We start from the raw sequence: 17,107 nt of genomic DNA on the forward strand, positions 1-17,107 counted from the left end.
GATATTTTTACTCAAGAACTTAAAGCTTTTTTGCTTTCCTCCCAGTACTTATCCATTTCGGTTAATGTAGTTTCGGTAATTGATTTACCATTTTCTTTAAGCCTTTTCTCTATATAATTAAAACGTTTTATAAACTTTTCGTTACTAAGTCTTATTGCATTTTCTGGATTAATACCAAGAAATCTGGCATAGTTGGTTAATGCAAAAAATAAATCTCCAACTTCTTGTTCTAATTTTGACTTATCATCAGAATCTTCCATACTTTTCATTTCATCAATTTCTTCGATTACTTTTTCCCAAACATCTTTTTTATTATTCCAATCAAAACCCACCTTGGAAGCTTTCTCTTGAAGTCGGTAAGCTCTTGCTAATCCAGGCAAATTTTTAGGTACACCCTCAATAACAGAGTTTCTACCTTCTTGCATTTTTATTTCTTCCCAGTTTTTCGCAACCTCATTAGGATTTTTAACTTTAACCTCTCCAAAAATATGTGGGTGCCTGCGAATCAGTTTTTCTTTGATTGTATCAATTACATCATCTATGTTAAATTTTTTTTGTTCTTCTGCAATAACTGAATGAAAAAGAATGTGGAGAAGCAAATCACCAAGCTCACTTTTCATTTCTTCATAATTTTTTGTATCAATAGCTTCTAATAATTCGTATGTTTCTTCTAATGTAGCCCCTTTAATGGAATCATGAGTTTGTTCTTTATCCCACGGGCATTCTTTTCTCAGGCGCCTCATAATGTTGATCAATTCGTTAAATTTATCGCCGGTCATTTTTTCTCCTTGTTGTAAATAGATAGAGTATAATTTCTTAAAATAATTTTCAAAATATTAAGTGGAAAAATAATAAACATATTTTTATATATGTGCAGATTATTTTTGAGAGATTAACATGGTAGAAGAAAAATTAAAAGAATTGGGTATTGAACTTCAAGAACCGCCGAAACCATTGGCAGCGTATATTCCAGCTAAAAGGATTGATAACTTGGTATATACAGCTGGGCAATTGCCGTTAAAAAATGGAAAACTTCTTCACACTGGGAAAGTAGGTTACGAAGTAACTGAAGAAGATGCTGTTGAATGTGCTAAGCTTAGTGCTCTTAATTGCTTAGCAGCAATTAAATCTGTAATTGGTAGCCTAAATAAAATTGAATCGATAGTTAAAGTTACTGTATTTGTTAGCTCTGCTGTTGGTTATACAGGGCAACCTAAAGTAGCAAACGGAGCCTCAGAATTTTTAAGCAGTGTATTTGGTGAAAGTGGCAAACATGTAAGAAGTGCAGTCGGGGTAAGTGAGTTACCGATGAACGCACCTGTTGAAGTAGAAATGATTGTTAAAGTTGCTCAATGAATGTTTTTAAAATTGACTTGATTTACTGCTTATTTAATCTTAATATTTTATAGTAATTAATTAGCTTAATTGTTAAACTCTCTGTTGAGGTTGACGATGAAAAAATTATCAATACTGCTTTTGTTTGCTGCATTTTCAATTATAAATGCTCAGTTTAAGAACCAAACCAATGATCTTGTCGATATAAGGTCAAGTATGATCAACAATAACACCTCAAATTTATTATTTGGTTTTTTTAATCCGGCGAATTTTCAAATGCACCATTCGTTTAGCATGTCTTACTCAACCTTTGGCGGAGGTGGCTTGGCACTTAGCACTTATACCAATAGCATGTTTTATAAGTTTAATGATAAATTAAATTTACAAGCTGATATTAGTGTTGTTAATTCACCCTATAATACTTTTGGTTCTCAATTTACTAAACAGCTAAATGGAATTTATTTAAGTCGTGCCATGCTTAATTATACCCCAACTAAAAATATGTCTATTTCAATCGAATACAACCATCTACCGTATAATCCTTATTATTATGGTTATGACCCTTTTTTTAGAAGCAATTATTTTTTCAATAACCCGCCTAACGAGAAATAATAAGGGAAATTCTTTAATTTAGATAACCGAGTTTAGCTCGGTTATTTTTTTACTATTCGGCTTGCGTAGTTTGAAAAATCCTCATCAAAAAAATAAAGACAAAGTAGATTTAAGGACATCAACAATTAATTTATTGTTGAACGTGGCTATTTTTGTACTTTTTGCGGTTATTATTTATATGTCTTTTTCTTTATATGTTAAACTTCATGGCACAGCAAAAGACCTTAGTGAAAATTTTGGTAGTCAAACGCCATCAGACATAATTCAAGTGGAAGTATTGAATGGATGTGGAGTTAGTGGTGTTGCCGATAGATTTACTGATTTTTTACGCAACAATAATTTTGATGTTGTTAACGTGGGCAACTATATTGCGTTTGATATAAGTAATTCGTTGGTAATTGACCGAATTGGTAATATGGCAAATGCATATAAAGTTGCTAAGGCTCTTGGTATCAGCAATAATAATGTAATTCAACAATTAAATAAAAATTATTTTTTAGATGTAACTGTAATCATAGGAAGAGATTATTTTAATTTGAACCCATTAAAGTGAGGTGAAATTGGATTCACTAAAATTTTGTTATAAAATAACTGAACTTATTAAATCAAAAAAAGGTTATGATATTAGAATACTTGATTTAAGAAAATTATCTTCAATCGCAGATTATTTTGTTATTTGTTCTGCCGACTCTGAACGCCAAGTTAAAGCCATTGCCGATGAGATTGATAGAAAATTAACTGAACAAGGTATCAAAAATTCCCACAAGGAAGGTTATGAAGCACTTAATTGGGTTTTACTCGATTACTTTGATGTTGTTGTACATATATTTAGAGTCGAAGCTAGAAATTATTATAATTTAGAACGGCTTTGGGGTGATGCACCTGCCATTACTATAAAAGACAATGGATAGTATAATATTTTCTCAAAATCACTGGAGCTATCTTGAAGAACTACTTAACGCAAATATTTAATGAGCTATGTGATAAACTCTCATATCTTAGAAACGTAAATATAACTTTTACTGTACCTGCTAATAGTAATTATGGTGATTATTCCACTAACATTGCAATGACTTTAGCTCGCATACTTAAAAAACAACCATTAGAAATTGCTAAAGAAATTATCTCCAATCTTGAGTATGATAAATCAAAAATAGATAAAGTGGAAATTGCCGGCGCAGGCTTTATAAATTTTTATTTTAACAAAAAATTTGTGCCTAATATAATTATTCAAGTTAATTCTGAAGGAGACAACTTTGGAAGAACTGATAAGCATAAAGGGAAAAGAGCAAATGTGGAATTTATTTCTGCTAATCCTACAGGACCATTAACAGTTGGGCATGGCAGAAATGCAGTGGTGGGTGATACAATTGCAAATTTATTGGAATGGATTGGTTATTATGTCGATAGGGAATATTACTTTAATAATGCAGGCAGACAAATGCGCATCTTGGGTGATTCTGTTAGACTGCGATATTTATCCCTTATACATAAATCAAATCAAAATCTTGAACTCCCTGAAGATTATTATCAAGGAGAATATATAAAAGAAATTGCTCATAAAATTTATGATGAACATGGTGATAAATACAAAGATGAACCTGCCGAGGGGATTTTCAAACAAGTTGCTGAAAAGGAAATTTTTGACAACATTAAAAATACTATGAGCAGATTAGGTATTAAAATGAATGTTTATTACAACGAAAATAGTTTATATGAAACAGGCAGAATTGAAATGCTTTTAAATGTATTTGAATCTAAAAGCCTTTCTTATAAAAAGGATGGTGCAACTTGGCTTAAATTAACCCAATTAGGTAATGAACAAGATAAAGTAATAGTTAAATCAACTGGTGAGCCTACTTATAGATTACCTGATATTGCTTATCATATTACAAAATTTGAACGAGGTTATGATTTAATTGTAGATTTATTTGGTTCCGACCACAATGCAACTTATCCTGATGTATTAGCTGGTTTAAAGGCTTTAGGTTACGATACTCAAAAAGTGAAGGTGCTAATTCATCAGTTTGTTACTATAATGGATAAAGGTGAAGTAGTTAAAATGTCTACTCGTAAAGCGAACTACATAACTTTGGATGAGCTAATTGATGAAGTAGGCAAAGACGTGGTTAGGTACTTTTTCAATATGAGAAGTATTGCAAGCCACTTAAACTTTGATATTAACTTAGCTAAGAAACAGTCAGAAGAAAACCCAGTATTTTATCTACAATATGCTCATGCTAGAATTTGCTCGATAATTAGGATGGCCGAAGAACAAAATTTAGAAAGCTCAGTTAATAATTTGGATTTGTTAGTTAAAGATGAAGAACAAAATCTGCTTAAAAAGATGCATGAATTCCCAGATGAGGTAATTTACAGTGCAGAATTTTTTGAGACTCATAGAATAGCAAATTATTTAGAGCAGTTTGCAGCGTTGTTTCATAAATTTTATACTGAGTGCAGAGTAATTGGCAGTGAAAGAAAACTTGCAGAAGCCCGTTTATCTTTAATTAAAGCTGCAAAAATTATATTAAAAAATGGTCTATCCATTCTTGGCGTTTCTGCGCCAGAACAAATGTAAATTATTGTGCTAATCCAACTGAAACGGCGCAAATTTTTTTAGCACCAGCATTTAATAATTCTCTCCCGCACTCGGTAATTGTGGCTCCAGTGGTTATAACATCATCAACTAATAAAATCGACTTGCCTGCTATTTTATTGTGCTTGTTTGACTTGAAAGCATTTATCACGTTTTTCTTCCGCTCTTCAATACCTAAATTTGTTTGGGAGTCTGTATATCTTATTCTTTTTAATAAATTTTGTTGAACAGGTATGTTTAATCTTTTGCTTATTCCCTTAGAAATGTAATATGATTGATTGTACCCGCGTTCTGCCTTTTTCAGCTTGTGTATTGGTACTGGCAAAATAATTTCTATATTATTTTGATTAATCTGTTCTTTTAAATACTCGCCTATTAACTCACCCAGATAAACACCAATTGAAAATTTTTGATTGTATTTTAATTCATGAATTACTTTTTGAAGGACGCCGTCAGATTCGAAAGCAAATAATGAAGCGAAATCTGATATTACTTTTTCTTCTTGGAATTTTCTTTGGAATTCTGATTCTAATAAATTTTTAGGAACAAATTTTAATAGTGAAAAGCATTCATCACACAAAATTTTATCTGCGGCAGAAAGTTTTTTATTGCACGATAAACAAAATCTAGGCAGAAAAAAGTCAAATATATCATTTAGAACATGGTTATACTTCATTTTATGCAGCAAAAAATTATTTTATACCTTTTTGTATTAGGTGTGCGCCTAATTTTTTATCGTTAATATCTAAGTGATTAAAAAACCACCGCTTTAGTAAGTCTAAATTTTCAAGCAATAAAGGTTCTTCGCCAGACTTATTTTTGTTAGAAGCCGACACAATTTTATTATATATACGATCATGCTCTAATTTATGTGAAATGTAGCCTGGGTAGTTATACGTTTTCATTAAAGTCTCTTCGTGTTCGAAGTGAGTTTCTAAATCTTCAATTAACATATCTAAATAAGTTATCACTTCTTTTTTGTTGTTATTTTGTAAAGCATCAAAAAGTTTATTAATTACATCAACAAATTTTTTGTGTTGTTCGTCAATTGAGCTAACATTAACAAGTTCATTTTTAGTCATTTTTATGAACTGCATTTTTCACCTTTTATTTATTAAATCATGCTTAATCTTTTTCTCATAAACCATTCTACAGCAAATAAAAGAATAACTAAATACAGAATCCATTTGTTGGACCATAAAATAATTTCTTCCGATGAAAGTTTTTCTTTAGTATAGTTTGAAATTATCTTTTTAATGGAGTCAAAGAGACCGTTAACGTTGGAAATATCATAAAATTTACCGTTAGTTTCACTTGCTAATATTTTAAGAAAATTGTCATTTCGTTTTGTATTCATTTTTTCTATGTCGACTTCGCCCACGCTGAATTTTTTAGTATCACTTTTGATTTTTATGTTGTTAAAAGAAGCTTCGGCAGTGTATTCATAATCTCCTGGATTGTCAGGTAAAAAGTTCCCAGTATAAATTCCATTGCCTAAATTGTCTAATGTCAGCTCTGAAACAGTATTTGATTTTATGTTGATTTTTACTTTTGCATTTTCAATCGGTGTAAATGTTTGGTCATATAATTCAGTGGTGAAATCTACAGTTTCACCTAAAGCGTATAACTTTTTAGATGTACGCACAATTAATTGTTTTTCCTTGTTTTGATTGTAAAGCCATTTAATGGATGAATTTAAAAACGAATCAAATATTGTGTACCCTTTTTCAGCTGTTAATAATTTCCATTTCCAAATTTCGCCTGCTAATATTGCAATTGATTTGTGAGAGCCAGTACTTCTTGCAGCAATTAACGGGGCTGAAGTAATAATATTATTTATTTTTGCTGTAGCAAGTACAATGCTGCCAGGCTGCAATAGGAACTCGGAGTTGTTTTTTATCACTGGTGGTAAATTTTCCCATTGTTCTGTATTGCTATCAGCAGAGAACATTGTAGTAAAATTTGACTCGTTTATTTTTGGCTGAACGTTAACAGTTTCATTAGAAGTTTTGCCGATTTTAAATGGCAAAAATTGTTCAAATGATTTAAGCTTTTGTAAATCAGTTGATGAACTAATAACCATAAAGATTGGTTTGTTACTTGTTAAAATTAACTTGCTGACCTGTGAAAAAAATTCGGGTGTTGAATTTTGAGAGGGAAAATTAACAAGTAATATCACATCAGCGCTGTCATTTGGAAATGAATTTTTAGGGTTAATTAGGAATTTTGAGGGCGCTACTTCAATTATAGATTTAATCAAAAAATTTTCATCTAAAGACAGACTTTGGTGAATTATTGATACATCAGCAGAAGGTAAACTGCTGATTAATAGTATTTTAATTTTGTCGTTTAATACGTTCACATAAAAAATGTATTTATTGTTTTCTGTTGAAATTTCACCCGGCAAACCCGCAATTTGCATTGTTAATTTCTTTTCGCCCTCAGATTTAGGTGTGTAATTAAACTTAACAACGTTTACTCCATTTTCGTTTAATGCAATTTCTTTTGATTCTATTAATTGGTTGCCCTCATAAAGTGCTATTTTTGTTTCTTTTGAAGCAAAACCATAGTTAAGAATAGTAGCCTCTAATGTGGTGGTTTTGTTAGCGTATATATATTGATTGAATAAAACATTTTTCACTGAAATATCTTTTTGCTGGATAGTATCGCCAACAGCTACAGTAAAAATTGGAATACCTAACTTTTGCACGGTATAAGTTGGGTCGTTCCCTGCGGTCATTATTCCATCCGAAACTATAACTGCTGAAGAAAAATTGCTGTCTGTTGTTGTTAAAAATGACGCAATGGACGAAAAATTAGTTTCTGCTTCATTAAATTTTAGATATGCAATACTGTCGTTGCTAATTTTTTTAAGGGCTTTTCCAAATGAATATATATCTATGTTATCACTAAGTTCATTAGAAAATTTTTCTATTAATCTTTTTATTTGCTCTGAGCGACTAATACTATCTTTTACCGAAATTGATTTCGAATTATCAATGAACAACGCCGCTTTAGGCTCAATTTTTTCAGAAAGTCTAAAATTAATTTGAGGTTCGAACAGCAGCATGAAAATTAGAATTAAGGTTGTGGAGCGAATTAATATCAAAAAAATCTTTGATACTTTAGAAACAGGGGGTATCGTTACTTTATAATACAATAAAGCTAAAAAAATCAAGATGATTAAAGCTAAAATAACAACAAGTGGACTGCTGTTTATCGATATAGTAAAATTTTGTAAATGCTTTATCAAGTTAGTATAATTAATAAAATTTTGAAATAGACAATTTTAGTTAACTATGAACGGTTACTTAGTATTGTGTAAATTATTCTAATCTGTTAGTGAAGTCAAAAATATTGCTCTATATTCCAATTTTTCATTTCATTAAATGTTTTATAATCTGTTAAGTCAAAGTGAATAGGAGTGATGGAAACATAATTATTTTTTACGGCGAACTGGTCGGTTAGTAAATCATTATCCAGTTCTTTTAGCTTTCCGGTTAACCAATAATATTTTTTCCCATAAGGGTCGATTCTCTGCTCATAAATATCATCCCATTTAGACTTGCCTTGCTTAGTCAATAATACACCTCTGATGTTGTTTTCTGGTACATCAGGTACATTAACATTAAGCAGTGTACCTTTTTGCAAGTGATTTTTTAATGCAAACACTGCTAATTTTTTTGCGATTTTGTTTGCATAATCAAAATTTTTCGGCTCATGGCTGGTAACAGAAATAGCTATTGCAGGAATATCCATAATTGCTGCTTCTCGAGCTGCGGAAATCGTACCAGAATAAATAATGTTAATTGCTGTATTTGGACCATGATTTATTCCAGAGAAAACAATATCGGGTGGACTTGAAAGTATATTTCTAATTCCTATCTTAATGCAATCTGCTGGAGTGCCATCTACAGCGTAACCAAAAAAAGTCCCATTTTTGTAATGCTCTGTTACTCGCAGGGGAATTTTCATTGTTATTGCATGTCCAACAGCGCTTTGTTCTGTAAATGGGGCTACAACTACAACTTCAGCAATATCTCTTAAAGCTTCTGCCAATGATTCAATGCCGCGTGAATTAATGCCGTCGTCGTTCGATATTAATATTTTCAACTTTTTCCTTCTTTATTTTATCTGCAAATATACTCAAATCATCTTTTGTATTGAAGGTATTAAATTGTATTTTGGTATAAATACTTTTGCATGGAACTTCTTATGCTAATTGCTAAAAAAAATGTTTTTTATTTCAGCTTATTAATTTGGACAAAACTTATTATTGCTCAACCGGATTCATTACAAGAAAAAACCGAAGTGTTCTTGATTGATTCTTACATTACTCCTGAACTGCCTCATACTTTTGTTATTTCTTTTTTCACTAGTGACAGCAGTAAATCTTTTGTAGTTCTTAACGGTAGGTATGAGTATGAAGTATCTAAAAATTTTACAATGGACCATAAAACAAAAATTTTAGTGGATAGCTTAAAATTACTCTCACCAACTATAGCATACAAAATTAAATTGATTGATAAAAAGGGCAGAGTTTCTTTTTCGGAAAATTACGAGGTGAAAATCCCATCATCTTCAATACTGAAATCAAAAGACCAACCCAGCATTTTTACTGTTTGTTGTTTTGGAGGGGTAATATTTGGTCTGCCTTCACCAACTTATTTGTTTGAGAACGGTAAGGGATATTTGAGCCTTACAAAAGAAATTCCCCTTTTCTCTTTTTATTCGGTCGGTTATAATTATCCTGTTGGTTACATAAGCGCTGAATACGCTTATGTTTTCAATTACGAGAGGAAAAATTTTGTTAGATTAGGATATAAGCAAATATTTCAAGTTCCCAAAATTCAGTACATTTCGTTTGGCATAAATTACTTTAGTGATTTAACTGGATACAATGGTGTGAGCCCGGAATTTTCTTTGGGCTTACTAAGAATCTATAATGTGTTTACTTTATTTTTGAGGTATAGACATAATTTTTATTTTAAAGATAAAGCGAACAATTTTCATGAATTTACTGTGGGTCTTTACTCCAACTTTTTTTCAATTAATTTTTAGTGAGATACTGTGAATAACAAATTGTTTTTAATTCAGCAAAAAAATGATAAACAAAAGAGAAAATAAACTAAATGACCTAAGCGGTAAAGAGTGGATTAAATTCACTAAATCTTGGTTTATTCATCGACCGCCGCGCAGAAAAGAAGAGGAAATGTTGCATCCAGCAAAGTTCCCGGAATCTTTAATTGAGGAGTTTATTTCTTTTTTTACAAAAAAAGGTGAGTGGGTATTAGATCCTTTTCTTGGTACAGGAAGTACATTATTAGCTGCTGGAAACCTTGGTAGAAATGCAGTAGGTATAGAATTAAAAAAAAATTATTACAAAACATCCTTAAAGAGAATTAAAAAAAACAATTATTCTACAAAATTATTGGCGATTAATGGTGATTCCAGAGAGTTAAAATTTCTTTTAGAGAAGAATAATTTGCGAAATATAAAATTTAACTATGCAATAACATCACCTCCTTATTGGAATCAATTAAACAGAAATTCAATAAGACAAAAAGAAAGAGAGAAAAAAGGTTTGGAAACTAAATATTCTTCCAGTAAAAAAGACATTTCAAACATTGCCACTTATGAAGACTTTATTGAAGTTCAATCAAAGATTTTTGATAACGTATATGATTTAATGGAAGTTGGCGGTTATTTGACTATTATAACCAACAATGTATATACAAATGGCAAGTTGTATCCATTAGCTTTTGATACTGCAATTGCTCTAACCAAAAGGGGTAACAAAAGTTGGGTCTTGAAGGATGAAAAAATTTGGTTGCAGGATGATAAAAAATTAATTGCTTTAGGAATTTACAATGCATGGGTTGGTAACAGACATCATCAGTATTGTTTAATATTTCGTAAAGAAAATGAATAACGAAGAGAACATACTTTCCGTTAGCCAAATAACAGCGCTAATTAAAGCAGTCTTGGAAGAAAATTTTGATGAGATTTTTGTTGTTGGTGAAATCTCAAACTTTAAAGCACATGTTTCTGGGCATTGGTATTTTACTCTAAAAGATTCTAATGCACAGATAAATTGTACTATGTGGCGCAATTTAAATAACTATGTATTCTTCACACCTCAAGATGGCATTAAAGTAATAGTTAAAGGCAGACTCACAGTTTATCCGCCTCGTGGGTCTTATCAAATTGAAGTTCACAGTATGCGGCCTGCTGGTGAAGGAGAATTGCAAGCAGCATTTGAAAAATTAAAACGCAAGCTTGCTGAAGAGGGTCTGTTTGACCAGCAATTCAAAAAACCAATACCAAAATTTCCTCAGAAAATTGGTATTGTTACTGCAATTGATGGAGCTGCTTTTAGAGATATGATAAGTGTTGCAAAAAGAAGATACCCATTAGTTGAATTGGTCATTGCTTCATGTAGAGTGCAAGGAGAAGGGGCAGCAAAAGAAATTGTTGAATCGATAGAACTCTTAAATAAGCAAGAAGGTATCGACACTATAATTGTAGGTAGAGGCGGCGGCTCGTTAGAAGACCTTTGGGCTTTTAACGAGGAAATTGTAGCACGCGCAATATTTGCATCAAAAATACCTGTTATTAGCGCAGTTGGACATGAAATAGATTTTACAATTTCAGATTTTGTTGCCGACCTGCGTGCACCAACCCCATCTGCTGCTATGGAATTAGCAACTCCAAATCAAGAAGAGCTCTTTGCCTTTATTAATGATTTTTTATATTATTTCAATGAAAGAATTTTTGAAATTACTGCTGATTATAAAGATAAAATCGAGCATTTAATCAAATCTTACGGTTTTCGTCTTCCCCAAGATTTAATTAAAAATAAAATCCAATTTATGGATAATTTGTTCTACCGATTTCAAAATCTTGCAGATTCAAAATTGAGCCTTGCAAGAAATAAAATTGTGCTTTTAGAACAGAAACTTGAAAATTATAATTTCGAGAAAACACTAAAAAGGGGTTTTACATTAGTTAAACAAAATGGTCAATACGTCCCGCGCTTGAAAAAGCTGATAGAGAAAAAACCAATAACTATAAAATTCTTTGATGGTGAAATAAAGGTATGATATGAACAAGAAAAAAGAAAATTCTTTTGAAAATTCTATTAAAAGACTTGAGGAAATTTCTAATGCCTTAGAAAATGAAGATATTAGCCTTGATGAATCAATTAAGCTATATGAAGAAGGAATCAAATTAGCTAAATATTGTTACGAAACTTTAAGACAAGCTGAATTAAAAATTACTGAACTTAAAAAGGAAATTAATAATACCTTAAATCAACAAGAAAATAATTAAGGAAAATTAACTAATGGATGATAAGACTAAGTATGAAATTTTGTTTAATGTTAACGACCCAGCCGATATAAGAAATTTAAGTCTCGCAGAATTGAAAACTCTCTGTTATGAAATTCGTCAATATATGATAGATGTAATTTCTAAAGTAGGCGGGCATTTTGGCGGTGGACTCGGTTCGGTTGAATTGACCGTTGCACTGCATAAAGTGTTTAATACACCGCACGACCTGTTAATCTGGGATACTGGTCACCAGGCTTACCCCCACAAAATTTTAACCGGTAGAAGAGATAAATTATATACCATTCGGCAGTTAAATGGAATCAGCGGTTTTTTAAAAAGGTCGGAAAGCCAATATGATGTTTTTGGTGCTGGTCATGCTTCTACTTCAATTTCAGCTGCTTTAGGAATTGCAGTTGCAAGAGACTTCAAAAAAGAAAAAAGAAAGGTAATTGCTGTAATAGGAGACGGCGCTATGACAGGGGGCATGGCTTACGAGGCTATGAACAATTCTGGACTTATCAAAACAGATTTGATAGTAGTTTTAAACGATAACAAAATGTCTATTGCTCCGAACATGTGGGCACTTTCTAATTACTTTACTGAAATGATTGCACACCCAGAATATAACAAATTTAAAGGTGCTATTTGGGATTTAACAGGTAAGCTTGATGATTTTGGCGATAGAATTAGGAAAGTAGCCGCAAGAGTTCAAAGTGGTATCAAGTCAATTATTACACCTGGAATGCTCTTCGAGGCGTTAGGATTTAGATACTTCGGTCCAATCAACGGGCATAATCTTGCTCAACTTATTAAAATATTTGAGCATGTTAAGGACATGCATGGACCAATATTAATTCACACAATTAGTGAAAAAGGTAAAGGATACAAACCGGCTGAAGGCCATGAACAAAAATTTCATGCTGCTACACCATTTGATAAATTAACTGGGAAGGTTTTCAAAAAAGAAGGAACATTGCCTTCCTATACTAAAATTTTTGGCGAAGCTTTGGTAGAAATAGCTAAGATTAATCCTAAAGTGGTTGGTATTACAGCTGCTATGCCAGATGGGACTGGCCTCGATCAACTTCAAAATGCTTTCCCAAACAGATTCTTTGATGTTGGCATTGCAGAAGAACATGCTGTTACTTTTTCTGCAGGACTTGCAACTCAAGGTATGATCCCAGTTGTTGCTATCTATTCTACTTTTCTACAGCGTGCATTTGATCAAATTATACACGATGTCGCTCTTCAAAAACTACATGTGGTTTTTGTATTGGATAGAGCTGGACTAGTGGGTGCAGATGGCCCTACGCATCACGGGGCTTTTGATTTGTCATATCTTAGATTAATTCCCGGCATTGTAATTATGTCCCCAAAAGATGAATCAGAGTTGAGAAACATGCTTTTTACTGCTGTTAATTACGATAAAGGACCAATAGCAATTAGATACCCACGCGGTTCTGCTTTAGGGGTGCCGTTAACAAAAGATTTTTTTGAAATACCGATTGGGAAAAGTGAAAGACTGCTTAATGGGCAAGATGTGGCCTTGCTTGCAATTGGAAATATGGTCGATTATTCGTTGAAAGCAGCTAAAAAATTATTGTCTGAAGGTATAAGTGCAGAGGTAATTAATATGCGATTTGTTAAGCCAATCGATAGGGAAATGTTAGATGAAGTGGCAAATAAGTTTGATAAAATTGTAACTCTTGAAGAAAACACATTAATAGGTGGTTTTGGCTCGGCAGTATTAGAGTATTTTGCGGAAAAAAATTATAAAAACGATGTATTAAAAATTGGCTTACCTGATAATTTTGTGGAACATGGTACCCAGCAGCAGCTTCATGAACTGTTGGAAATTGATCCAAATGGAATAGTAAAAAAGGTAAAGTCTTTTTGTCAAAATAAAACTTTTCGCGCAGAGGTTTCTGTTAAATGACCACAAAAACAAATATTGGTATAATTGGTTTAGGAGGTATAGCTCAGCTCGTTCATTTGCCTATCCTATCTAAAATTAAAGATGTTAATATACTGGCTGTATCCGAAATTAATAAAAGTCGACTTAATACAGTTTCAGAAAAATTTGGAATACTGAAAAAATTTACTGATTACAGAGAGATGCTTGCTGTCCCAGAACTAGACGCAGTTATAATTGCTACACCTACTGATACTCATGTTGATATAATTACTGATTGTGTAAAAGCAAATAAGAGCATCTTAGTTGAAAAACCTATGGTGCGTAGCTATGAAGAAGCTGAATTGGTTCGTAACTTGTTATTAAATAGTAATATAACTTTTATGGTGGGTATGAACCTTCGCTACAGACCCGATGCAATGCTACTTAAAAGCTTGCTTAATAGCGGAGAATTAGGTGATTTGTTTTTTATTAAATGTAGCTGGCTACGTAAACAAAGCAGCGACCAGCAATGGTTCTTAAATAAAAGTAAATCGGGTGGAGGTGTGATAATCGATCTCGGCATTGTTCTAATCGATTTAGCTTTATGGTTAAATAATTTTATTCCAGTTGAAAGCGTCTCAGCACAGTCTTTCCATCACCATACAACAGATGTTGAAGATTCTGCAGTTGGCTTTATTAGAATGAAAAACCTTGCGGTGATGACTTTTGAAGTGAGTTGGTCATTACATTCTGAAGTCGATAGTTTTTCTTTAACGGTTTATGGTACTAAGGGGACTGCCCAATTGAATCCATTTAAAGCTTACAGAAAAATTGAATCTACTGAAATTGATTATACGCCAGCTAAGATTCTTAATACCCAAAGTTTATTTAAGAAGTCTTATGAAAATGAATTAAAACATTTCATCGGTGCAGTTAAAGGAAATAACCCTGTTAATTCTACTGCTGATGAAGCACTACTAAGAATGAAATTAGTTAAAAGCCTTTATGAATCAGCTGATAAAAGAGAAGAAATTAAATTAATGTAAACTATGAGTACAAAAATTTTATTGGTAGATGACGAAAAAGATATTGTTGAATTTCTTACTTATAATCTTGAATTGGAGGGTTTTAAGGTAATAACTGCATATAACGGCATTGAGGCACTGCAAAAAATTTCAGAATTAACTGCTACGCGAGATGAAAAACTAGATTTAATAATTTTAGATGTGTTAATGCCTAAAATGAATGGTTACGAAACATGTGAAAGAATTAAACAAATTGAAGAATTTAAAAATATACCCGTAATATTTCTTACCGCTAAATCGTCAGAAACAGATGAAATACACGGATTGAACATAGGTGCCAACGATTTTATTCAAAAACCAATCTCCACAAAAAAGTTAATTGCTAGAATTAAAGCTAACTTGAGAAAAAATGATAGTGTTCCTTCGGGTTCTTACTCAAATGTAATTACTATAGGGCCATTATATATCGACAAAGAAAAGTTTATTGCTAAGGTGGATGGAGAAAAGATTTTTCTACCTAAAAAAGAATTTGAAATACTTGTTTATTTTGCATCTAATCCGGGAAAAGTTTTTAGCAGAGACAAAATACTTTCTGACATATGGGGAAATGATATATTTGTTGTTGAAAGAACAATTGATGTGCATGTAAGAAAGATACGTGAAAAGCTTGGTAAATATTCTGATTTAATCGAAACTATTAAAGGTGTTGGCTATCGTTTCAAAATTATGGAATAAAATTAAAAATAATACAACTAGTTCACTATCCTTCATTCCTGAAGTTCTGCTTGCCGAAGCTGCTATAATTATAGTTACTTGGTTTTTCATCGGTAATTATATAAGTCTAACTTTTTTTATAATAGCTTTTTTCTTAGTTAATCTTATCACTCTTTATTTTTTGGGTGAAAAAAGAAAATCAGAAACAAACAAAATTAAAACGGTTATTAATAATATTAGACAAAATAAAATTACTTCACCTAACGATATAAAGTTAGAAACTTATCTCAATGACTTAGAGAGTGAAATAAAATCAATGTTTTTTAAAATGCAAAATGATATTGCCAATATGAAAAAACTAGAACAAGTAAGAACGGAATTCTTAGGAAATGTTTCTCATGAACTAAGAACCCCTATTTTTGCTATTCAAGGATTTATTGAAACTTTGTTAAACGGAGCGATTAACGATAAAAGGGTAAATCGCCAGTTTCTTCAAAAAGCTTATCAGCACACAACTAATTTAAATAATTTGCTTAATGACTTGATTGATATTTCTATGATAGAGTCTGGACAAATGAAAATGAGTTTCAGGTATTTTGATGTAAAAGAATATCTTGAACAAATCATAAATGAACTAAAACCACATGCACAAAAGAAAAATCTTGAACTAATTTTACACACAATACCTAAGAACTACCAATTATTTGGTGATAAGGAAAAACTTAAACAGGTCATGACGAACTTAATAATGAATGCGATACGTTATACCGAAACCGGCAAAATTGAAGTTTTAGTTATTGATGAACAAAAAAAAGGCAGAATAATAGTAAAAGATACAGGAATTGGTATAGCTGAGGATTCTTTGGGTAGAGTATTTGAGCGCTTTTATCGTGTTGACAAAGATAGGTCACGTTCACAGGGCGGCACTGGTTTAGGACTTGCAATTGTTAAACATATCGTTGAGGCTCATGGATCAAAAGTTGAAGTTAAAAGCGAGGTCGGTAAAGGTAGTGAGTTTTCATTTACATTAAAAAAATAGAAAGTAAAATTGCTCTCCCCAAAATACTTATATTAAGAGAAGAAAATATTTATTGTTATTTTAATTTTTTGTAGTACAATAGAACCAATTCTGAATGTGATGCTTGAATAGACTTGATTTTGATAGGATGAAAACCTTTTTTCAACAGTTTCTATGGGATGTAGTTGTAATTTTAGTAATACTTATAGTTGACAACTTTTAAAGCATTATCTATATTTGGAACTTAAAATTAATATCGGAGGGTTTAATGTTTGCTGTTGTTGATATAGCTGGTCAACAGATTAAGGTTACGGAAAATGCTAAATATTACGTGCCAAAGTTAAATGCAAATGTCGAATCAGAAGTAGTGTTTGATAGTGTATTGCTGTTAAATGATGATAAATCTACAAAAATTGGTACGCCGTTTATCGGTGGTGTTAAAGTTCATGCAAAGATTTTAGAACACTTGAAAGATGATAAAGTAATTGTTTTTAAGAAAAAAAGAAGAATTTCTTATAAAAAAACGCGAGGTCACAGGCAATCTTTGACTCGCATTGAAATTACAAAGATTGTTTAAC

At 31.7% G+C, this 17,107-nt stretch carries 19 protein-coding genes; 14 read left to right on the plus strand and 5 right to left on the minus strand.

Features of this window, described 5'->3' with window-relative positions:
• Positions 1-11 precede the first annotated feature (11 nt).
• Entirely contained in the window at positions 12-779 is a 768-nt protein-coding gene (mazG, locus tag ABRY23_07975; protein MFA3782983.1) for a nucleoside triphosphate pyrophosphohydrolase, read from the minus strand.
• 118 nt (positions 780-897) lie between these two features.
• Between mazG and ABRY23_07980 the strand changes: the two genes are divergently transcribed.
• The 5 genes from ABRY23_07980 (at position 898) to argS (ending at position 4,528) form a co-directional block, all read left to right on the plus strand.
• Entirely contained in the window at positions 898-1,356 is a 459-nt protein-coding gene (locus ABRY23_07980; GenBank protein ID MFA3782984.1) for a RidA family protein, read from the plus strand.
• A 96-nt stretch (positions 1,357-1,452) separates the two neighbouring features.
• Entirely contained in the window at positions 1,453-1,947 is a 495-nt protein-coding gene (locus tag ABRY23_07985) for a hypothetical protein (protein ID MFA3782985.1), read from the plus strand.
• 70 nt (positions 1,948-2,017) lie between these two features.
• Entirely contained in the window at positions 2,018-2,500 is a 483-nt protein-coding gene (locus ABRY23_07990; GenBank protein MFA3782986.1) for a LytR C-terminal domain-containing protein, read from the plus strand.
• A gap of 7 nt (positions 2,501-2,507) precedes the next feature.
• The gene (rsfS, locus tag ABRY23_07995; GenBank protein ID MFA3782987.1) at positions 2,508-2,858 is read left to right on the plus strand and encodes a ribosome silencing factor; all 351 of its coding nucleotides are present in this window, start codon (positions 2,508-2,510) and stop codon (positions 2,856-2,858) included.
• A 32-nt stretch (positions 2,859-2,890) separates the two neighbouring features.
• Positions 2,891-4,528, plus strand: a complete 1,638-nt coding sequence (gene argS, locus ABRY23_08000) for an arginine--tRNA ligase (protein MFA3782988.1) — start codon at positions 2,891-2,893, stop codon at positions 4,526-4,528.
• A gap of 1 nt (position 4,529) precedes the next feature.
• On the opposite strand, the gene ABRY23_08005 is transcribed toward argS, so the two are convergent.
• The 4 genes from ABRY23_08005 to surE all read right to left on the minus strand — a co-directional run bounded on the left by ABRY23_08005 (position 4,530) and on the right by surE (position 8,659).
• The gene (locus tag ABRY23_08005; GenBank protein ID MFA3782989.1) at positions 4,530-5,222 is read right to left on the minus strand and encodes a ComF family protein; all 693 of its coding nucleotides are present in this window, start codon (positions 5,220-5,222) and stop codon (positions 4,530-4,532) included.
• 16 nt (positions 5,223-5,238) lie between these two features.
• The gene (locus ABRY23_08010; protein MFA3782990.1) at positions 5,239-5,643 is read right to left on the minus strand and encodes a bacteriohemerythrin; all 405 of its coding nucleotides are present in this window, start codon (positions 5,641-5,643) and stop codon (positions 5,239-5,241) included.
• A 17-nt stretch (positions 5,644-5,660) separates the two neighbouring features.
• Entirely contained in the window at positions 5,661-7,616 is a 1,956-nt protein-coding gene (locus ABRY23_08015) for a hypothetical protein (GenBank protein ID MFA3782991.1), read from the minus strand.
• A 278-nt stretch (positions 7,617-7,894) separates the two neighbouring features.
• Entirely contained in the window at positions 7,895-8,659 is a 765-nt protein-coding gene (surE, locus tag ABRY23_08020) for a 5'/3'-nucleotidase SurE (protein MFA3782992.1), read from the minus strand.
• Positions 8,660-8,761: 102 nt separating this feature from the next.
• On the opposite strand from surE, the gene ABRY23_08025 reads away from it, so the two are divergent.
• From ABRY23_08025 to rplU, 9 genes are all read left to right on the plus strand, one after another.
• A complete protein-coding gene (locus ABRY23_08025) occupies positions 8,762-9,607 on the plus strand; it encodes a hypothetical protein (protein ID MFA3782993.1) in 846 nt (281 codons plus the stop codon).
• A gap of 43 nt (positions 9,608-9,650) precedes the next feature.
• A complete protein-coding gene (locus ABRY23_08030; protein MFA3782994.1) occupies positions 9,651-10,478 on the plus strand; it encodes a DNA methyltransferase in 828 nt (275 codons plus the stop codon).
• Positions 10,471-11,649 (plus strand): exodeoxyribonuclease VII large subunit, encoded by a 1,179-nt coding sequence (gene xseA / locus ABRY23_08035; GenBank protein MFA3782995.1) that lies wholly within the window; start codon positions 10,471-10,473, stop codon positions 11,647-11,649. The genes ABRY23_08030 and xseA overlap by 8 nt, the downstream gene beginning before the upstream one ends.
• 1 nt (position 11,650) lies before the next feature.
• Positions 11,651-11,878, plus strand: a complete 228-nt coding sequence (gene xseB, locus ABRY23_08040) for an exodeoxyribonuclease VII small subunit (GenBank protein MFA3782996.1) — start codon at positions 11,651-11,653, stop codon at positions 11,876-11,878.
• A gap of 13 nt (positions 11,879-11,891) precedes the next feature.
• A complete protein-coding gene (dxs, locus tag ABRY23_08045; protein ID MFA3782997.1) occupies positions 11,892-13,814 on the plus strand; it encodes a 1-deoxy-D-xylulose-5-phosphate synthase in 1,923 nt (640 codons plus the stop codon).
• Positions 13,811-14,818, plus strand: a complete 1,008-nt coding sequence (locus ABRY23_08050) for a Gfo/Idh/MocA family protein (protein MFA3782998.1) — start codon at positions 13,811-13,813, stop codon at positions 14,816-14,818. The genes dxs and ABRY23_08050 overlap by 4 nt, the downstream gene beginning before the upstream one ends.
• A gap of 3 nt (positions 14,819-14,821) precedes the next feature.
• Positions 14,822-15,532 carry a response regulator transcription factor gene (locus ABRY23_08055; protein ID MFA3782999.1) on the plus strand — a complete coding sequence of 237 codons (711 nt, stop codon included), beginning with the start codon at positions 14,822-14,824 and terminating at the stop codon, positions 15,530-15,532.
• Positions 15,504-16,550, plus strand: a complete 1,047-nt coding sequence (locus ABRY23_08060) for a sensor histidine kinase (GenBank protein ID MFA3783000.1) — start codon at positions 15,504-15,506, stop codon at positions 16,548-16,550. The genes ABRY23_08055 and ABRY23_08060 overlap by 29 nt, the downstream gene beginning before the upstream one ends.
• Positions 16,551-16,797: 247 nt before the next feature.
• Positions 16,798-17,106, plus strand: coding sequence for a 50S ribosomal protein L21 (rplU, locus tag ABRY23_08065; GenBank protein MFA3783001.1), 309 nt, complete (start codon positions 16,798-16,800; stop codon positions 17,104-17,106).
• The last annotated feature ends 1 nt before the right edge of the window (position 17,107 follow it).

This window comes from Melioribacteraceae bacterium 4301-Me, assembly GCA_041538185.1.
GTDB classification, from domain to species: domain Bacteria; phylum Bacteroidota; class Ignavibacteria; order Ignavibacteriales; family Melioribacteraceae; genus Pyranulibacter; species Pyranulibacter aquaticus.

What these genes read in the sequence shown, in the direction of transcription:
- ABRY23_08015 (MFA3782991.1), bottom strand. Translation starts at nt 7,616, where the DNA reads ATGCTGCTGTTCGAACCTCAAATTAATTTTAGACTTTCTGAAAAAATT.
- ABRY23_08055 (MFA3782999.1), top strand. Translation starts at nt 14,822, where the DNA reads ATGAGTACAAAAATTTTATTGGTAGATGACGAAAAAGATATTGTTGAA.
- ABRY23_08025 (MFA3782993.1), top strand. Translation starts at nt 8,762, where the DNA reads ATGCTAATTGCTAAAAAAAATGTTTTTTATTTCAGCTTATTAATTTGG.
- ABRY23_08050 (MFA3782998.1), top strand. Translation starts at nt 13,811, where the DNA reads ATGACCACAAAAACAAATATTGGTATAATTGGTTTAGGAGGTATAGCT.
- xseA (MFA3782995.1), top strand. Translation starts at nt 10,471, where the DNA reads ATGAATAACGAAGAGAACATACTTTCCGTTAGCCAAATAACAGCGCTA.
- ABRY23_08010 (MFA3782990.1), bottom strand. Translation starts at nt 5,643, where the DNA reads ATGCAGTTCATAAAAATGACTAAAAATGAACTTGTTAATGTTAGCTCA.
- ABRY23_07985 (MFA3782985.1), top strand. Translation starts at nt 1,453, where the DNA reads ATGAAAAAATTATCAATACTGCTTTTGTTTGCTGCATTTTCAATTATA.
- mazG (MFA3782983.1), bottom strand. Translation starts at nt 779, where the DNA reads ATGACCGGCGATAAATTTAACGAATTGATCAACATTATGAGGCGCCTG.
- rplU (MFA3783001.1), top strand. Translation starts at nt 16,798, where the DNA reads ATGTTTGCTGTTGTTGATATAGCTGGTCAACAGATTAAGGTTACGGAA.
- ABRY23_08030 (MFA3782994.1), top strand. Translation starts at nt 9,651, where the DNA reads ATGATAAACAAAAGAGAAAATAAACTAAATGACCTAAGCGGTAAAGAG.
- dxs (MFA3782997.1), top strand. Translation starts at nt 11,892, where the DNA reads ATGGATGATAAGACTAAGTATGAAATTTTGTTTAATGTTAACGACCCA.
- xseB (MFA3782996.1), top strand. Translation starts at nt 11,651, where the DNA reads ATGAACAAGAAAAAAGAAAATTCTTTTGAAAATTCTATTAAAAGACTT.
- ABRY23_07980 (MFA3782984.1), top strand. Translation starts at nt 898, where the DNA reads ATGGTAGAAGAAAAATTAAAAGAATTGGGTATTGAACTTCAAGAACCG.
- ABRY23_08005 (MFA3782989.1), bottom strand. Translation starts at nt 5,222, where the DNA reads ATGAAGTATAACCATGTTCTAAATGATATATTTGACTTTTTTCTGCCT.